Raw genomic sequence first — 15,600 nt, forward strand, 5'->3', positions numbered from 1 at the left:
AGCGGGGCGGGCCACCGGACCAAGCCGGCCATAGATGCAATGTTACCCCTTATGGCGCAGCCGCCATACGACGGCCTCGCCATAAGGAAGTGTCAATGGCGCTTGTGCGCGGCCTTCTTGGCCGGCGCTGCGCGCTTGGATGCCTTGGGCGCCCGCGGCGGCTTGCTGGCCTTCTTGGCCTCGGCGCGGCGCTCCTTGGCGGTCTGGCCCTTCAGGGCGGCGGGCTTGGGCGACGCGGCCTTCTTGACACGGCGCGAGGGCTCGTCCGGGCTGCGGGCCGACGCCTTGCGCAAGGCGTCGAAGCTCGTGCCCTGCACCAGGCGGAACTCGATGCGGCGGGCTTCGAGGTCCACGCGCGACACCTGCACCTGCACCTTGTCGGTCAGGCGGTAGCGCATGCCCGTGCGTTCGCCGCGCAACTCGTGCAGGGCGTCGTTGAACTGGAAATACTCGCCGCCCAGTTCGGAAACATGCACCAGCCCTTCGACGTGCAGGGTGTCCAGCGTGACGAAGATGCCGAAGCTGGCGACGCCGGTAACGGTGCCGCTGAAGTCCTCGCCCACGCGCTCCTTGACGAACCAGCACTTGAGCCAGGCTTCGACGTCACGCGACGCCTCGTCGGCGCGGCGCTCGCTGGCGGACAGCACCAGGCCCATCTTTTCCCAGATGGCATGTTCGTGCTCGCGCTGCGTGCGGCCGATCACCACAGGCTGGTCTTCCAGGCTGGGCACATAGCGCTGACCGGCCAGCAACGCCTTGATGACACGATGCGTCAGCAGGTCGGGATAGCGGCGGATGGGCGAGGTGAAGTGGCTGTAGCCGGGATAGGACAAGCCAAAGTGGCCCATATTGTCGGGGCTGTAGACCGCCTGCTGCATGGAGCGCAGGCACATCGTCTGCAACAGCTGGTAGTCGGGGCGTCCGCGCACCGAATCCAGGAAGTCGCCGTAATCCTTGGCCGTGGGCGTCTCGCCGCCGCCCAGCGACAGGCCCATGGTGCGCAGGAATTCGCGCAGCGACTGCAGGCGTTCGGGCGTGGGGCCTTCGTGGATGCGGTACAGGCCGGGATGCTTGCTGCGGGTCATGAAGTCGGCCGCGCAGGTATTGGCGGCCAGCATGCACTCTTCAATCAGCTTGTGGGCATCGTTGCGCACCGACGGCACGATTTGCTCGATACGGCCGAGCTCATTGCAGACGATCTTGGTCTCGACCGTGTCGAAGTCGATGGCGCCGCGCTTCTTGCGCCCTTGCGCCAGCAGCTGAAAGAGTTCATACAGGTGCTGGACCTGGGGCATGACGCTGCGCATGGCGTGCGCGGCAGGACCGCCGGGCTGTTGCAGGGCGGCCCAGATGTTCGTATAGGTGGTGCGCGCATGCGAGTGCATGACCGCGTTATAGAACTGGTAGGCCGTAACCGTACCAGCCTTGGCGCCGCTGGCCGGAATGACCATGTCGCAAACCAGCACCAGGCGGTCGACGTCCGGGTTCAGCGAACACAAGCCGTTGGACAACGACTCCGGCAGCATCGGGATGACCCGGCGCGGAAAGTACACGCTGGTGCCGCGTTCGATCGCGTCGTCGTCCAGGGCGTCACCCGGACGCACATAGTGGCTGACGTCGGCGATGGCCACCAGCAGGCGCCAGCCCGGGCGCTTGCGCTGGCCCGCGCCCAGCTCCACGGGCTCACAGTACACCGCGTCGTCGAAGTCGCGCGCGTCCTCGCCGTCGATGGTGATGAGCGGCACGTCGCGCAGGTCGACGCGGTCCTTGAGATCGGTCTTCCTGACCACGTCCGGCAGGCGTGCAGCCTGCTTGAGCGCGGCTTCCGAGAAATCGACCGGCACGTCGAACTTGCGCACCGCGATCTCGATTTCCATGCCGGGATCGTCGATCTCGCCCAGCACCTCGGCCACACGGCCCAGCGGCTGCGTGTGGCGAGTGGGCTGCTCCATGATTTCAACCGCGACCACCTGCCCATGCTGGGCGCCGTTGGTGTCGCTGGGCGGAATCAGGATGTCATGCTTGATGCGCTGGTCCTCGGGCACGACGATGGACAGGCCATGCTCGTGCAGGAAGCGCCCCACCAGCTTGTTGGTGCGGCGCTCGATGACTTCGACGATGGTGCCTTCCGGCTTGCCGCGGTATTCGCCAGTGGGTTTGACCAGCACACGGTCGCCATGCAGCACCTTGAGCATTTCGCGCGGCGACAGGAACAGGTCCGGGCCACCGTCGTCACGCAACAGGAAGCCGAAGCCGTCGCGATGCCCCAGCACCTTGCCGGCGACGAAGTCCAGTTTGGTGGCCAGCAGCAACACGCCCTTGCGGTTGGGCATCAATTGGCCGTCGCGCTCCATGGCGCCCAGGCGGCGCTCAAATCCCACCATCGTCGCGGCGCGCTCGACGCCCATGCGTTCGGCCAGTTCCACCGGAGACAGCGGCGAGCCTGCGGCGCGCAGCGCTTTCAGGATGGCTTCACGGGACGGGACATCAGGATCGAAGTCCGGCGGCGCTTCGGGCAAGGGTGTTGATCTGTTGTTATTCGATTCGTTATTCGATCGTTTTGCCAAAGCTAAAATTTCCGTATATAATGCGCAGCTTCTGTGGTTCGCCCAAGGCTGAACACTGAAGCAGAAAATGGTCAGAAGGGCCGGGAAGTTTAAAACCCAGCCGGGGTTTGAAAAGCAAGTTGCTTAAAAACCTTATTGTAGAACCAACTGCACTTTGGACGCATGTTTTAGTTAATGTGTTTTAACTGAAGCGATGCGACTAGAGCGGCAGCGTATCACATACTTCTGACAGTATCTCTCAGTGCCCAGGTGGCGGAATTGGTAGACGCGCATGGTTCAGGTCCATGTGCCGCAAGGTGTGGAGGTTCGAGTCCTCTCCTGGGCACCACGGAATTTCAATCAAGACCATGCAAGGCGGTCTTGATGGCAACGGCTAAAAGGCCCCGGAAATCGCAAGATTCCCGGGGCTTTTGCTTTGCGCCCCGCCACTGCCTGTTTCAACGCCACGGCACCTTGCGATTCAAATGATGCCGCGCGTACAGATCCGCGCCCATGCCTTCGATCTGGCCATCGATCAACGCTTCGAAAGGCCGCAGCAGCGCATCGAAATTCGTCGGCGCTTCAATCGCATTCAAGGCATGCGCCACGGCCTCTATCGTGGACAGCGCGCCCGGCACGTCGGCGTGACGAACCCGGTAGCGCGTGGAAAGCCCCGCGGGCAACATCACGCGCGGCAAGGCGGCCAGCGCCGGGTTGATATGCAGCAGCTTGCGCGCATGTCCCCAGGTGCCGTCAGGCACGATCAATCTGATGGGCGCGCCCAGGTCCTGCCCGTAGCCTGGCGCCAACACCTCGGCGCCCTCGCCCGGAAACAGCAGGCGAGGCAGATGGCCTGGCAGCGCCCAATCCTCTTCCGAAAAATATTCGCCCACCACGCGTTGCGCGCCCGCCAGCCCCAGCACCGCCAGTCTTGCTGTGTTCAAGGCATGGCGCGCCTCGCTCGGATGCTGCAACACCACGACGCGAGTGCGGCAGGAAAGCGAGGGAATCAGCGCGCACAGACAGTGCGACAGAGGACGCAGACAACGCGTGCAGAGGGTACGGGACATGGGGCGACACTATATCGAAAGTTCGAAAGCGCCCGGCAGCAAAAAAATATGAAAAAAAAGCCACATGACTTGCACACTTCAAAAAAAGTGTGCATAATCTCATTCCTCTGCTGCTGAACAAGAAACAACGCGAAAGCGAAGCGACAAGTAAAGCATCAGCGCCCAGGTGGCGGAATTGGTAGACGCGCATGGTTCAGGTCCATGTGCCGCAAGGTGTGGAGGTTCGAGTCCTCTCCTGGGCACCAATTATTACATCACGAGGTACCTGCGTGATGCGCCAAAAAAACCCCGAACGCGTAAGCGTCCGGGGTTTTTTCTTTATGTGGCCCTTTTCTTGCGGCCCATTTCTTTATCCCGCCTATTTGATTTGCCCGGCCCGCAGGCAGACGCTTTGAGCCGGGCGGCCCGCCCTACTTCAGCACGCGGGTCATGACCACGTGCGGAATACCGGCCTCGACGAATTCCTCGCCTTCCACATTGAAGCCATGGGCCTGGTAGAAACCTGCCGCATGCGTCTGCGCGTGCAGCACCAGCATGCGGTGGCCGTCGCCATGGCCCTGTTCGATCAGCGCGTCCAGCAACTGGCTGCCGACGCCCATGCCGCGGGCCTTCTTGTGGACCGCCATGCGGCCGATGTGGCCGTCGGGCAGAAGCCGGCCCGTGCCCATGGGCGTGCCGTCCGGGCCGTAGGCCACGGCGTGGACCGACACCGCGTCATCGTCGTCCAGCTCGACCTCGGGCGGCACTTTCTGTTCGACGACGAACACTTCATGGCGCACCGAATACGCGTCGTCGCGCAAGCGGTCCCAGGTGCCCAGGGCGATACGCACCGTAGATTGTTTGTTGGTCGACATGTCCATCCCTCGCGTGCAGCAAATGAATAAAAGAATCCTAAACCTCATTTTGGCAGGGATGAACAATGGCCAAAAGGGGGTACGATCGCGGCTTGCCCATGTCGTCCATGTTCCGCCACATGCCGCCTGCCGCTCCCCCCGCCTGGTTGAAAGCCGCGCCCGCGCTCTTCCTGCTTCTCTGGTCCAGCGGTTTCGTCGTGCTCAAAGTGGGCCTGGCATATGCCGACCCCATGACGTTCCTGGCGCTGCGCTACGCCTGCGTGGTGCTGATACTTGCGCCCTTCATGCTGTTCCTGCGCCCGCCGCTGCCGCGCGGCGCCAGCGCCTGGGGCCATCTGGCGATGGTCGGACTGCTGTTGCAGGCAGGCTACTTCTGTTTCACCTACTTGTCTCTCAAGCAAGGCATGTCGGCGGGCGGCGTGGCGCTGATCACCTCGTTGCAACCTATCCTGATCGGCCTGCTGGCGCCGGCGATCGCGCACGAGAAAGTCGACGCCCGCCGCTGGGCAGGCCTGGGCCTGGGGGTGTCAGGCGCCGCGCTGGTGATCATCGCCAAGGCTTCGATCGATGTGCTCTCGCCGCTGGGCCTGGCGTTCGCCATCAGCGCCCTGCTCTGCATCACCGGCGGCACGCTGTATGAAAAACGCTATGGCGTGCAAACGCATCCCGTCACGTCCAACATGGTGCAGTACGCGGTCGGCCTGATCGCCACCGCGCCGCTGGCGTACTGGCTGGAGCCGATGCATATCGAATGGACCGGGCCCCTGCTGGCTTCGCTGGCTTATCTGGTCGTGGGCAATTCGCTGGTGGCGATCACCTTGCTGCTGACCATGATCCGCTATGGCGAGGCCTCCCGCGTGTCGGCGCTGTTCTTCCTGGTGCCGCCCTGCACCGCCGTCATTGCGCTGATCATCCTGGGCGAAGCCATTCCCGCGCTGGCCTGGCCGGGCATGGCCCTGGCAGCGCTCGGCATCCTGCTGGTGACGCGCACGGCGCATACCGCTGCCAAGTAGAATGAGCGCCCCTCCAGGTCCCTGTCCATGAACGCTGTCGTTACCTCCGCCCTGCCGGTCTTCGCGCTGATCCTGACTGGCTGGCTCGCCGCCCGCTGGCGCATCCTGGGTTCCGGCGCCACCGACGCGCTGAACCGCTACGTCGTGTATCTGTCGCTGCCCGCGCTGCTGTTCCGCGCCATGACGCAGGTCGATCTGACGCATATGGCGCACTGGGGTTTCGTGGGCGCCTTCGCGGGCGGCATCGCCGTCACGTTCCTCGCCTCGTTTATCGGCGCGCGCCGCTCGCAGCGCGCGCTGACCGACCGTGGCATCCAGGGGCTGGCCGCGTCCTACGCCAACGCCGGCTACATGGGCATTCCGCTGTGCCTGGCGTTGCTCGGCCCTGACAGCATGGCGCCGGCCACCTTCACCACCCTGCTCACCGCAAGCGTGCTGTTCGGCTTTGCCATCGCCTTGATCGAGTTCGACCGCCAACAGACGCCCAATCTGTCCTTGACCCTGCTCAAGGTCGGCCGCGCGCTGCTGCGCAACCCCCTGCTGGCGGCTCCGCTGCTGGGCCTGGCCTGGGCCTTCACCGGCCTGGCGCTGCCGGAAGGCGTGGACCGCTACGTGGCCTTGCTGGGCGCGTCCGCCAGTCCCTGCGCGCTGGTCACGATCGGCCTGTTCCTGGCGCAGACGGAAACGTCCAGTTCGGGACCCGGCGTCATGCGCCTGGTCGCCGGCAAGCTGCTGCTGCAGCCCGCCGTCACGGCGGTGCTGGCGTTCTACGTCTTCGCCATGCCGCCGGTATGGGCCTGGACCGCCGTGCTGATGAGCGCGCTGCCCATCGGCACCGGCCCCTTCATGCTGGCGCAGATGTACGGGCGCGACGCCCGCGTAACCTCGCGCGCCATCCTGGTTTCCACCGTCGCATCGGTGCTGACCGTCAGCCTGCTGGTCGCCTGGATCAGCGCACACCCGATTTCCTGATCGTTCTTCATCATGCTGCTCGCCGTCGCCATCTTCGTACTTACCATCACGCTGGTCATCTGGCAGCCCAGGGGCCTGTCGATAGGCTGGAGCGCCGTGCTGGGCGCGGCGCTTGCCCTGGCCACGGGCGTGGTTCACCTGGCCGACATCGCGGACGTCTGGCGCATCGTCTGGAACGCCACCGCCACCTTCATCGCCATCATCGTCACCAGCCTGATCCTGGATGAGGCCGGCTTTTTCGAATGGTCGGCGCTGCACGTGGCGCGCTGGGGCGGCGGCCGCGGCCGGCTGCTTTTCGTGTTGATCGTGCTGCTGGGCGCCGCGGTTTCGGCGCTGTTCGCCAACGACGGCGCGGCGCTGATCCTTACGCCCATCGTCATGGAAATGCTGGTGGCGCTGGGCTTCGGCCCCGGCGCTTCGCTGGCCTTCGTGATGGCCGCGGGCTTCATCGCGGACACGGGCAGCATCGCATTGATCGTATCCAATCTGGTCAACATCGTGTCGGCCGACTTCTTCAATATCGGCTTCGGCGAGTACGCATCGGTGATGCTGCCGGTAAACCTGATGGCCGTGGCGTCCACGCTGGCGGTACTGCTGCTGTTCTTCCATCGCAGCATTCCGCCGCGCTACGACGTGAGCCAACTGCCCGCGCCCGCTTCCGCGATCCGCGACCTGACCACGTTCCGCGCGGGCTGGGTCGTGCTGACCCTGCTGCTGGCGGGCTTTTTCATCCTGGAACCCATGGGCATCCCGGTCAGCGCCATCGCCGCCGTCGGCGCGCTGGGCCTGCTGCTGATCGCGGGACGACAGCACATCGTCGGCACGCGCCGCATCATGCGCGAGGCGCCCTGGCACATCGTGGTGTTCTCGCTGGGCATGTACCTGGTGGTGTATGGCCTGCGCAACGCCGGGCTGACCGCGCACCTGGCGCAAGTGCTGGACCGGTGCGCCGAGTATGGCGTCTGGGGCGCGGCGATGGGTACGGGCCTGATCACCGCCTTCCTGTCGTCCATCATGAACAACCTGCCCACCGTGCTGGTGGGCGCGTTGTCGATTGCGGACACCAGCGCCACCGGCGCGGTGAAGGACGCGATGATCTACGCCAATATCATCGGCAGCGATCTGGGCCCCAAGATCACGCCGATCGGCAGCCTGGCCACGCTGCTGTGGCTGCACGTGCTGGCGCGCAAGGGCCTGCGCATCACCTGGGGCTACTACTTCAAGGTAGGCATCGTCCTGACCCTGCCGGTGCTGCTGCTGACGCTGGCCGCCCTGGCTTGGCGCCTGCAATAAGCGTCTATATAGCTTTTAGTTATATAAAAGGCATTAATTGGTGGTTTGATCCGAGCGTCCACCGCTTTAGACTTTCAAGCATCACACGGGTGCCTGCGCGCGCCCGTTTTGCTTTCTTACGTATCAAGATCCCGGGACTCGCCCATGAGCACCAACGCCTCGACTCTCCCCCTGCCTACCTCGGCCCTGCCGCCCATCCAGATCAACCGCAAGCCGCTGTGGATCGCCGTGCTGCTGGTGCTGGCAGGCGCCCTGTACCTGCATGAGACCGTCAGTTGGCGCCAGGGCGCGCTGTGGGTCGTCGGCGCGCTGCTGGGCGTGACCCTGTACCACGCCTCCTTCGGCTTCACGCAGGCCTGGCGCGTGTTCGTGTCCGATCGCCGCGGCGCGGGGCTGCGCGCGCAGATGCTGATGCTGGCCGCAGGCGTGCTGCTGTTCTTCCCCTTCCTGGCAGCCGGCACGTTGTTCGGCCAACCCGTCAGCGGCTTCGTGTCGCCCCCGGGAGTCTCTGTCCTGCTGGGCGCCTTCCTGTTCGGCATCGGCATGCAGCTGGGCGGCGGTTGCGCCTCGGGCACGCTGTTCGCAGTCGGCGGCGGCAACACGCGCATGGTGGTCACGCTGCTGTTCTTCATCATCGGCTCGGTCATTGCGACCGCCAACTTCGGCTGGTGGTCGAACCTGCCGGCGCTGGCGCCGACCTCGCTGATCAAGACCTGGGGACTGGCGCCCGCGCTGGCCATCAACCTGGCCGTGTTCGCGCTGATCGCGTGGGCAGCCACGGCGTTGGAGAAGCGCCGCCACGGCCATGTGATTTCGTTCGCCTCGCGTACCGCGCGCCCGGCGTCCCTGCTGCAAGGCCCCTGGCCGCTGATCTGGGGCGGCGTGGCGCTGGTAGTGCTGAACTTCGCCACGCTGGCGCTGGCTGGCCGCCCCTGGGGCATCACCTCCGCCTTTGCGCTGTGGGGCGCCAAGACCCTGGACGCCTTCGGCGGCGACGTGGCCACCTGGGCCTACTGGGCCAAGCAGCCCTCGCTGGCCGCGCCGCTGCGCCAGGACGTCACCACCGTCATGGACATCGGCCTGATGCTGGGCGCGCTTGCCGCCGCCAGCGCCGCAGGCAAGTTCGCCCCCATCTGGAAGGTGCCGGCCCGCTCGCTGGCCGGCGCCGTCATCGGCGGCCTGCTGCTGGGCTATGGTTCGCGCCTGGCCTTCGGCTGCAATATCGGCGCCTATTTCAGCGGCATCCTGTCGGGCAGCCTGCACGCCTGGCTGTGGCTGCCGGCCGCCTTCGCCGGCAGCGCCCTGGGCGTGCGCCTGCGCCCGGCCTTCGGCCTCGCCGTCGAAAAGACCCCAGCGGCGTCCAGCTGCTGAGAAACAGTATTCCAGGACTGTCCGCCGGCACAGGGGGACAGCTCCTGGTGTATGGTTGCTCCATCCCGAAATACGGAGATGGACATGAGCTGGATTTTCGGCCGCTACACGGCTTTTTTACTGACCCTGATCGGCGCCGCAATCACCGCCGCCCTGGCCGCGACCAGCTCGCCCTGGTGGCTTTGGCTGGCCGTGCCGCTGACGCTGCTGGCCGCGCTGGGCGTCTATGACCTGGCACAGACACGCCACGCCATCCGCCGCAACTATCCGGTCCTGGGCAATCTGCGGTTCCTGTTCGAATTCATCCGGCCCGAGATCCGCCAGTACTTCCTGGAAGACGACACTCAGGCCGCGCCGTTCTCGCGCGCGCAGCGCTCCATCGTCTACCAGCGCGCCAAGCGCGAGATCGACAAGCGTCCCTTCGGCACCCAGGAAGACGTCTACGGCGATCGCTACGAATGGATCAACCATTCCATGTCGCCGTCGCAAATCCCCGACATCGACTTCCGCGTCACGGTGGGCGGCCCCGAATGCAAGCAGCCCTACTCCATGTCCGCGTTCAACGTGTCGGCCATGAGCTTCGGCGCCTTGTCGGCCAACGCCGTCCTGGCCCTGAACGAAGGTGCGCGCCAGGGCAACTTCGCGCACGACACCGGCGAAGGCGGCATCAGCCGCTATCACCGCCAGCCGGGCGGCGGCCTGGTCTGGAACATCGGTTCTGGCTACTTCGGCTGCCGCGACGAACACGGCGCTTTCTCCGAAGAGGCCTTCGTCAAGAATGCCTGTACGCCGCAGGTCAAGATGATCGAGATCAAGCTGTCGCAAGGCGCCAAACCCGGCCATGGCGGCATCCTGCCCGCGGGCAAGGTGACGCCGGAGATCGCCGAAGCGCGCGGCGTCGTGGCCTGGCAGGACTGTAATTCGCCGGCCACCCATTCCGCCTTCGATTCGCCCATCGGCCTGATGAAGTTCGTGGCGCGCCTGCGCGAACTGTCCGGCGGCAAGCCGGTGGGCTTCAAGTTCTGCGTGGGCCACCCTTGGGAGTGGTTCGCCATCGTCAAGGCCATGCTGGAAACCGGCATCACGCCGGATTTCATCGTGGTGGACGGGGCCGAGGGCGGCACCGGCGCCGCGCCCGTGGAGTTCGTCGACCACGTCGGCACGCCGCTGCGCGAGGCGCTGCGCCTGGTCCACAACACGCTGATCGGCGTGAACCTGCGCGACCGCATCAAGCTGGGCGCGTCCGGCAAGATCATCACCGCTTTCGACATGGCCCGCGTCATGGCCATGGGCGCGGACTGGTGCAACGCCGCGCGCGGCTTCATGTTCGCCATCGGCTGCATCCAGGCCCAGGCCTGCCACACCGGCAAATGCCCCACCGGCGTCACGACCCAAGACCCGCTGCGCCAGCGCGCGCTGGTGGTGCCGGACAAGGCGCAGCGCGTGGCGAACTTCCACCGCAACACGCTGCATGCACTGGCGGAACTGCTTGCCGCGGCCGGCCTGACCCACCCCGGCCAGCTGCGCCCGCACCATATCGCGCGCCGCATCTCCTCCAGCGAAATCCGGCTGCTGTCGGCCCTGTTCCCGGAACTCGCGCCCGGCGAACTGCTGCGCGGAGAATTCCGCCACCAGGTGTTCCGCGCGGGCTGGGCCATGGCCCAGGCCAGTTCGTTCCAGCCTACCCACGACATCACAACCGCATTGGCGCAAGAACATGCCGCCCATGCCACGCCGGCCGCCGCACAGGTCTGATCCGGCTGGCGCCGGGCGCTACAGCCAGCGCTCGAACATGCGCGAGAAGAACTCCATCGAACGGTCACCCACGCCCCTGGCCTGCCAGGCCTCGGGCGTGATCCGCACCGACTCGGCGAGATCGCGCTGGAACAGTGCCTCCATTTCGGCCGCGAATTCAGGCCCCAGCACTACGGCATTGATTTCGTAGTTCAGCGCAAAGCTGCGCCAATCCAGGTTGCTGGACCCCACCGTGGACCACACGCCGTCCACCACCGCGGTCTTGGCATGCAAGAGCGCATCGCGCCGCTCGTAGATTTTCACGCCGGCCCGCAGCAGGTCCGTATAGTGCGAGCGTCCCGCATGGAACACCAGCGACGAGTCGCTAAAGCCAGGCAACACCAGCGCCACGTCGACGCCGCGCCGGGCCGCGTCCGTCAGGACTTCGATGAAGGCGGGATCCGGCACGAAGTACGCCATGGTGATATGGATGTATTCCTGCGCGCTTTCAAACGCCGACATCAGCGTCAGGTAGACGGTGTAGCCATCGCTGCGGTCCGGCTGATTGGCCAGTATCCGCACCGTCGTTGCACCCACGGGCGGCGCCACCTGTGAATCGCCCCCCTTGATCGGCTCCTTGGACTGGGATTCCCAACCCGCGCGGATGACCTGCTCCAGCTGGGCCACTGCGGGCCCTTCGATGCGCAGATGCGTGTCGCGCCAGGGCGCCGCCTTGGCGTCTGTGGCTGCCGGTGAATCGGCTTTGCCGGCGCCCTTTCCCGACCCCGACCCCGAGCCCGAACCCGAACCTGATCCAGATCCAGATCCAGATCCTGGCGAGGACTCGTAGACGCTGCTCACGTTGATGCCGCCCAGATAGCCGACCTTGCCGTCCACGACCAGCACCTTGCGATGGTTGCGTTGGTTCGGCGACCAGCCCGCACGGCCGCTCGCCGGGTTGACCGGATTGAAGATCGCGACTTGTACGCCCGCATCGCGCAGGCGCTGGAACAAGGCATCGGGCGTCTTGATCGTGCCGACCGCGTCGACCATCAAGGACACTTCGGCGCCGCGGTTGCGCGCCGCAATCAGGGCTTCGGCAAAGCGCGAACCCTCGGCATCGTCATCGAAGATATAGGTTTCCATGTGCACGTACCGGCGGGCCTGCGCGATGGACTGCAGCATGGCGCGGTAGGTGCTGGGGCCGTCCGCCAGCAGCCGGACACGGTTGCCGGCCACCAATGGCGCGCCGCTGACTGCCTGCTCGACAGCAAGGTGACGCGCGAGAAAATCGCTCTTGGGAGTCCGCGGATCGGCGGCGATGCCCTGCCCGCGGCGATAGCTGTCTGACGCCGCGTCGGCCGACAGACTGGCCTGCGATGCGCGCGCGCGGCGCTCCTGCGAGTCAGGAACGCTGGCGCAGGCCGCAAGCAAGACCGCGCACACCAGCGGCAACAGGAGCCGGCGTGCGCGGGCCATCCACGGCCACCAATCCCGCCTCAATCCCGACCGGCGCGCAGCCCCGGGCGGCTTCATGGCGTCAGGCCTTAGCGGCGGCCGCCCGAGGCCAGAAGGCAGCCTAGCAAGGCGCCCACCAGCGCCGCTACGCCCACCGACTTCCAGGCATGTTCATGCACGTACTCGTCAGCATAGGCGGTTGCGCGGCGCGCGCGTTCCCGCGCCGCGCCCTCCCAATCGCCGGCGGACTCGCGCGCGTCGGCCAATTGGCGCTTCAGGCGAGCTCGCGCCGACTCGATCTCGGAGCCCGTATACGACGCCGTCGACCGCAGCAGGTCTTCCGTACCCGCCAGCAATTCGTGGAAGCTGTCGCTCACCCGTTCACGGTGCAGGGCCATTTCGGCGCGTTGATGCTTTCGGTTCATGGTCGCTCCTTGTAATTGTCGGGCCTCGCGGAGTCGGGCCGCCTGATGCGATGCAACACGCCGCATTCACGTGCCTGTGCAACGCAAGATGCCATTGTGACCGCCATCGCCCGACCCCGCCCGAGCTTTGGCAACCAGCCGTAAACCGATATTTCAACGCAAGCAAAAGTATCGCGTGTATCCGCTGCGACGCCCGGTGGCCGGTCTCCTCGCAAGCCTCTTCCAAATTCGTAAAAGTCCATTGCATTCAGCGGCTTGGCGCTTGACACCGGCCCCGCCCTGACGGCCACAATAGACTTTTGCAATGCGCCAGAACCGCCTGGTCTGAGCCTCCCAACGCCGCGCCTCCCGACCGCCAGCCGCCCCATCCGAGGCGCCCCGGCGACGGGCCGTCCCGACGACAGAAAAGGAACAGGACGCATGGTTTCGCCTTCCGCACTGTTTGCCCCCGCCGCGCCGAAATTCATCGCGCAAGAGTCGCAGCCTCCCAGCGCCGAGCAGCTTGAACTGCACGAAGGCTTGGTGGCGCGCCACGCGCACATCGATCCCAAGTTCCTCTATGACGCGCTGGGTTCGGCGCTCTTCACCGCCATCACGCAGCTCCCTGAGTACTACCCGACGCGCTGCGAGTCCGAGATCTTCCAGCGCCACGGCGCCGATATTGCGCGCCACGTCGGACCGGTGCTCTCGATGATCGACCTGGGCGCGGGCGATTGCGTCAAGGCTGAACGCCTGTTCCCCAGCCTGCGTCCGCGTCATTACGTGCCCATCGACATCTCGGCCGACTACCTGCAAGCGGCAGTGCGCCGCCTGCAGCTGTCCTACCCCGACCTGCAAATCACCGCCATCGGCCAGGACTTCACGCACGCGTTGGCTCTGCCGGCCAGCATTCCGGCCGAACAGCGGCTGTTCTTCTATCCCGGCTCCAGCATCGGCAACCTCAGCCCCGCGGACGCGCACGCCATGCTGCGGCGAATCCGCGGACAGTGCGCGGGCGGCGGCTTGCTGGTGGGCGTGGACCGCGTCAAGCCCAAACAAGTGCTGGAGCCCGCCTACGACGATGCGCTGCACCTGACCGCGGCCTTCAACCTGAACCTGCTGCGGCACGTGAATAGCGTGCTGGACGCCGATTTCGACGTGGACGACTGGCGCCATGTGGCGCTGTTCAACAGCGCCGACTCGCGCATCGAAATGCATCTGGAAGCGTTGCGCGCAGTGCGCGTAGCGTGGCCAGGAGGCGCGCGCGCGTTCGGCGCCGGCGAACGCATCCACACTGAAAACTCCTACAAGTTCACTCCCCAAGCCTTCGCCGACCTGCTGCAAAGCGCCGGCTACCGCGACGTCGCGCACTGGTCGGATTCCCGCGGCTGGTTCTCGATTTTCAGCGCCCGCGCATAACGCGGACCTGCCCTCAACGCCACTGGAGGATCGCCATGGAACCTGCGTGCCTGCTGACTCACCCTGCCACCGGACCTTACGCTGCCGGCCAGGCGGGCCAGCACGACCGCTACGACGCGGTGCGCTCGACCAGCACGGCCCTGGCCGCCCCTCTGAGTCCCGAGGATTGCCAGGTGCAATCCATGCCGGACTGCAGCCCCGTCAAATGGCATCTGGCCCACACCACCTGGTTCTTCGAGACCTTTCTGCTGACGCGCTTTCACCCGTCCTATGCGGTCTTCCATCCGCAGTACCGCATGCTGTTCAACTCCTACTACAACGCCGTCGGCGCCAAGCATCCGCGTCCGCGCCGCGGCCTGCTGTCGCGTCCCGCGCTGACGGAAGTGCAGCGCTACCGCCGGCATGTGGACGGCGCGATGCATGAACTGATCTCGCGGCTGGGCGGCAACGATCCTGCCTTCGACGCCTTGTTGGAACTGGGCCTGAATCATGAGCAGCAGCACCAGGAGCTGATCCTGACCGACCTGAAGCACATGCTGTCGGCCAACCCGCTCAAACCGGCCTACGTCGCACCCGGCCCGCCTGCACTGCCGCCCTCCACACCCGCCGGCTGGACGCGCTATGCCGGCGGCATCACCCGCATCGGCCATGACGGCAATGGCTTTGGTTTCGACAACGAAGGTCCGGCCCATGACGTGCTGCTGGCCCCGTTCTACCTGGCCGACCGGTTGGTGACCCAGCATGAGTACCTGGCCTTCATCCGGGACGGCGGCTACAAGCGGCCCGAACTCTGGCTGTCGCTGGGCTGGGACATGGTCTGCGCTGAGGGCTGGCGCGCGCCGCTCTACTGGGAAGGACAGCGCGACGATTGGCGCATCTTCACGCTGCGCGGCATGCAGGAACTCGAACTGCAGGCGCCGGTCACGCACGTCAGCTATTTCGAGGCCGATGCCTACGCCCGCTGGGCGCGCGTGCGGCTGCCGCGCGAAGCCGAATGGGAACATGCCGCCCGCCAACTGCCCGAAGGCGCGCTGGCCGGGCGCGCCAACATGCAGGAGAACGGCCACCTGGACACGCGCCCGGCCCCTGCGCGCAACGGCACGGGCGGCCCCGTGCAACTATTCGGCGACGCCTGGGAATGGACCTCCAGCGCCTACGACGCCTACCCCGGCTTCAAACCCGACAGCGGCGCGGTGGGCGAATACAACGGCAAGTTCATGTGCAACCAGTACGTCCTGCGAGGCGGCTCCTGCGCAACGCCCAGGGACCACATCCGCCCCAGCTACCGCAATTTTTTCCCGCCCGAGGCCCGCTGGCAGTTCTCGGGCATCCGGCTGGCGCGAGACGCCTGAGGCGTTTCTTTGAAATTTGATCGCTGATCGCTTGCACGCATCAAAAATTTCGTGCTAGAATTTCGTTCTTCGTTGATCACTGATTGCGACACAGATGTGACGCAAATCCAGGGA

12 protein-coding genes and 2 tRNA genes are annotated in these 15,600 nt (G+C 65.7%); 9 read left to right on the top strand and 5 right to left on the bottom strand.

Annotation, left to right across the window (positions count from 1 at the left end; all coding sequences use genetic code 11):
• Positions 1–92: 92 nt before the first annotated feature.
• Positions 93–2,567, bottom strand: a complete 2,475-nt coding sequence (rnr, locus tag AC1RHV_RS19975; protein WP_119450517.1) for a ribonuclease R — start codon at positions 2,565–2,567, stop codon at positions 93–95.
• Positions 2,568–2,810: 243 nt separating this feature from the next.
• Here rnr and AC1RHV_RS19980 point away from each other — a divergent pair.
• Positions 2,811–2,895: transfer RNA gene (locus tag AC1RHV_RS19980), tRNA-Leu, on the top strand.
• A gap of 109 nt (positions 2,896–3,004) precedes the next feature.
• Here the strand turns inward: AC1RHV_RS19980 and AC1RHV_RS19985 are convergent.
• Positions 3,005–3,616: a tRNA-uridine aminocarboxypropyltransferase gene (locus AC1RHV_RS19985; protein ID WP_054451125.1), complete on the bottom strand. Its 612-nt coding sequence runs from the start codon at positions 3,614–3,616 to the stop codon at positions 3,005–3,007.
• Between the two features lie 160 nt (positions 3,617–3,776).
• Here AC1RHV_RS19985 and AC1RHV_RS19990 point away from each other — a divergent pair.
• Positions 3,777–3,861 (top strand) — tRNA-Leu (locus tag AC1RHV_RS19990).
• 165 nt (positions 3,862–4,026) lie between these two features.
• On the opposite strand, the gene AC1RHV_RS19995 is transcribed toward AC1RHV_RS19990, so the two are convergent.
• Entirely contained in the window at positions 4,027–4,476 is a 450-nt protein-coding gene (locus AC1RHV_RS19995) for a GNAT family N-acetyltransferase (RefSeq protein WP_370126826.1), read from the bottom strand.
• A gap of 113 nt (positions 4,477–4,589) precedes the next feature.
• Here AC1RHV_RS19995 and AC1RHV_RS20000 point away from each other — a divergent pair, with 113 nt between their 5' ends.
• From AC1RHV_RS20000 to AC1RHV_RS20020, 5 genes are all read left to right on the top strand, one after another.
• Positions 4,590–5,483 (top strand): DMT family transporter, encoded by an 894-nt coding sequence (locus tag AC1RHV_RS20000; protein ID WP_175163411.1) that lies wholly within the window; start codon positions 4,590–4,592, stop codon positions 5,481–5,483.
• A gap of 27 nt (positions 5,484–5,510) precedes the next feature.
• Entirely contained in the window at positions 5,511–6,455 is a 945-nt protein-coding gene (locus tag AC1RHV_RS20005) for an AEC family transporter (protein WP_054451124.1), read from the top strand.
• 12 nt (positions 6,456–6,467) lie between these two features.
• The gene (locus AC1RHV_RS20010; RefSeq protein ID WP_054451123.1) at positions 6,468–7,748 is read left to right on the top strand and encodes an arsenic transporter; all 1,281 of its coding nucleotides are present in this window, start codon (positions 6,468–6,470) and stop codon (positions 7,746–7,748) included.
• A 144-nt stretch (positions 7,749–7,892) separates the two neighbouring features.
• The gene (locus AC1RHV_RS20015; RefSeq protein WP_119450519.1) at positions 7,893–9,119 is read left to right on the top strand and encodes a YeeE/YedE family protein; all 1,227 of its coding nucleotides are present in this window, start codon (positions 7,893–7,895) and stop codon (positions 9,117–9,119) included.
• 84 nt (positions 9,120–9,203) lie between these two features.
• Complete coding sequence (locus AC1RHV_RS20020) at positions 9,204–10,874, top strand: FMN-binding glutamate synthase family protein (RefSeq protein WP_119450520.1); 1,671 nt, start codon at positions 9,204–9,206, stop codon at positions 10,872–10,874.
• 18 nt (positions 10,875–10,892) lie between these two features.
• On the opposite strand, the gene AC1RHV_RS20025 is transcribed toward AC1RHV_RS20020, so the two are convergent.
• Positions 10,893–12,332 carry a phospholipase D-like domain-containing protein gene (locus AC1RHV_RS20025; protein WP_156337310.1) on the bottom strand — a complete coding sequence of 480 codons (1,440 nt, stop codon included), beginning with the start codon at positions 12,330–12,332 and terminating at the stop codon, positions 10,893–10,895.
• A gap of 68 nt (positions 12,333–12,400) precedes the next feature.
• Positions 12,401–12,736: an ElaB/YgaM/YqjD family protein gene (locus AC1RHV_RS20030; protein WP_054451119.1), complete on the bottom strand. Its 336-nt coding sequence runs from the start codon at positions 12,734–12,736 to the stop codon at positions 12,401–12,403.
• Between the two features lie 420 nt (positions 12,737–13,156).
• Here AC1RHV_RS20030 and egtD point away from each other — a divergent pair, with 420 nt between their 5' ends.
• Positions 13,157–14,134: an L-histidine N(alpha)-methyltransferase gene (gene egtD, locus AC1RHV_RS20035; RefSeq protein WP_054451118.1), complete on the top strand. Its 978-nt coding sequence runs from the start codon at positions 13,157–13,159 to the stop codon at positions 14,132–14,134.
• Positions 14,135–14,169: 35 nt separating this feature from the next.
• Positions 14,170–15,486 (top strand): ergothioneine biosynthesis protein EgtB, encoded by a 1,317-nt coding sequence (gene egtB, locus AC1RHV_RS20040; protein ID WP_492301833.1) that lies wholly within the window; start codon positions 14,170–14,172, stop codon positions 15,484–15,486.
• Positions 15,487–15,600: the final 114 nt, after the last annotated feature.

Source organism: Achromobacter sp. GW823-FHT04E03 (assembly GCF_058796095.1).

Coding starts and splice junctions, on each gene's coding strand:
- egtB (WP_492301833.1), top strand. CDS start 14,170: ATGGAACCTGCGTGCCTGCTGACTCACCCTGCCACCGGACCTTACGCT.
- egtD (WP_054451118.1), top strand. CDS start 13,157: ATGGTTTCGCCTTCCGCACTGTTTGCCCCCGCCGCGCCGAAATTCATC.
- AC1RHV_RS20005 (WP_054451124.1), top strand. CDS start 5,511: ATGAACGCTGTCGTTACCTCCGCCCTGCCGGTCTTCGCGCTGATCCTG.
- AC1RHV_RS19985 (WP_054451125.1), bottom strand. CDS start 3,616: ATGTCCCGTACCCTCTGCACGCGTTGTCTGCGTCCTCTGTCGCACTGT.
- AC1RHV_RS20025 (WP_156337310.1), bottom strand. CDS start 12,332: ATGGCCCGCGCACGCCGGCTCCTGTTGCCGCTGGTGTGCGCGGTCTTG.
- AC1RHV_RS20000 (WP_175163411.1), top strand. CDS start 4,590: ATGCCGCCTGCCGCTCCCCCCGCCTGGTTGAAAGCCGCGCCCGCGCTC.
- AC1RHV_RS20010 (WP_054451123.1), top strand. CDS start 6,468: ATGCTGCTCGCCGTCGCCATCTTCGTACTTACCATCACGCTGGTCATC.
- AC1RHV_RS20030 (WP_054451119.1), bottom strand. CDS start 12,736: ATGAACCGAAAGCATCAACGCGCCGAAATGGCCCTGCACCGTGAACGG.
- AC1RHV_RS19995 (WP_370126826.1), bottom strand. CDS start 4,476: ATGGACATGTCGACCAACAAACAATCTACGGTGCGTATCGCCCTGGGC.
- AC1RHV_RS20015 (WP_119450519.1), top strand. CDS start 7,893: ATGAGCACCAACGCCTCGACTCTCCCCCTGCCTACCTCGGCCCTGCCG.
- AC1RHV_RS20020 (WP_119450520.1), top strand. CDS start 9,204: ATGAGCTGGATTTTCGGCCGCTACACGGCTTTTTTACTGACCCTGATC.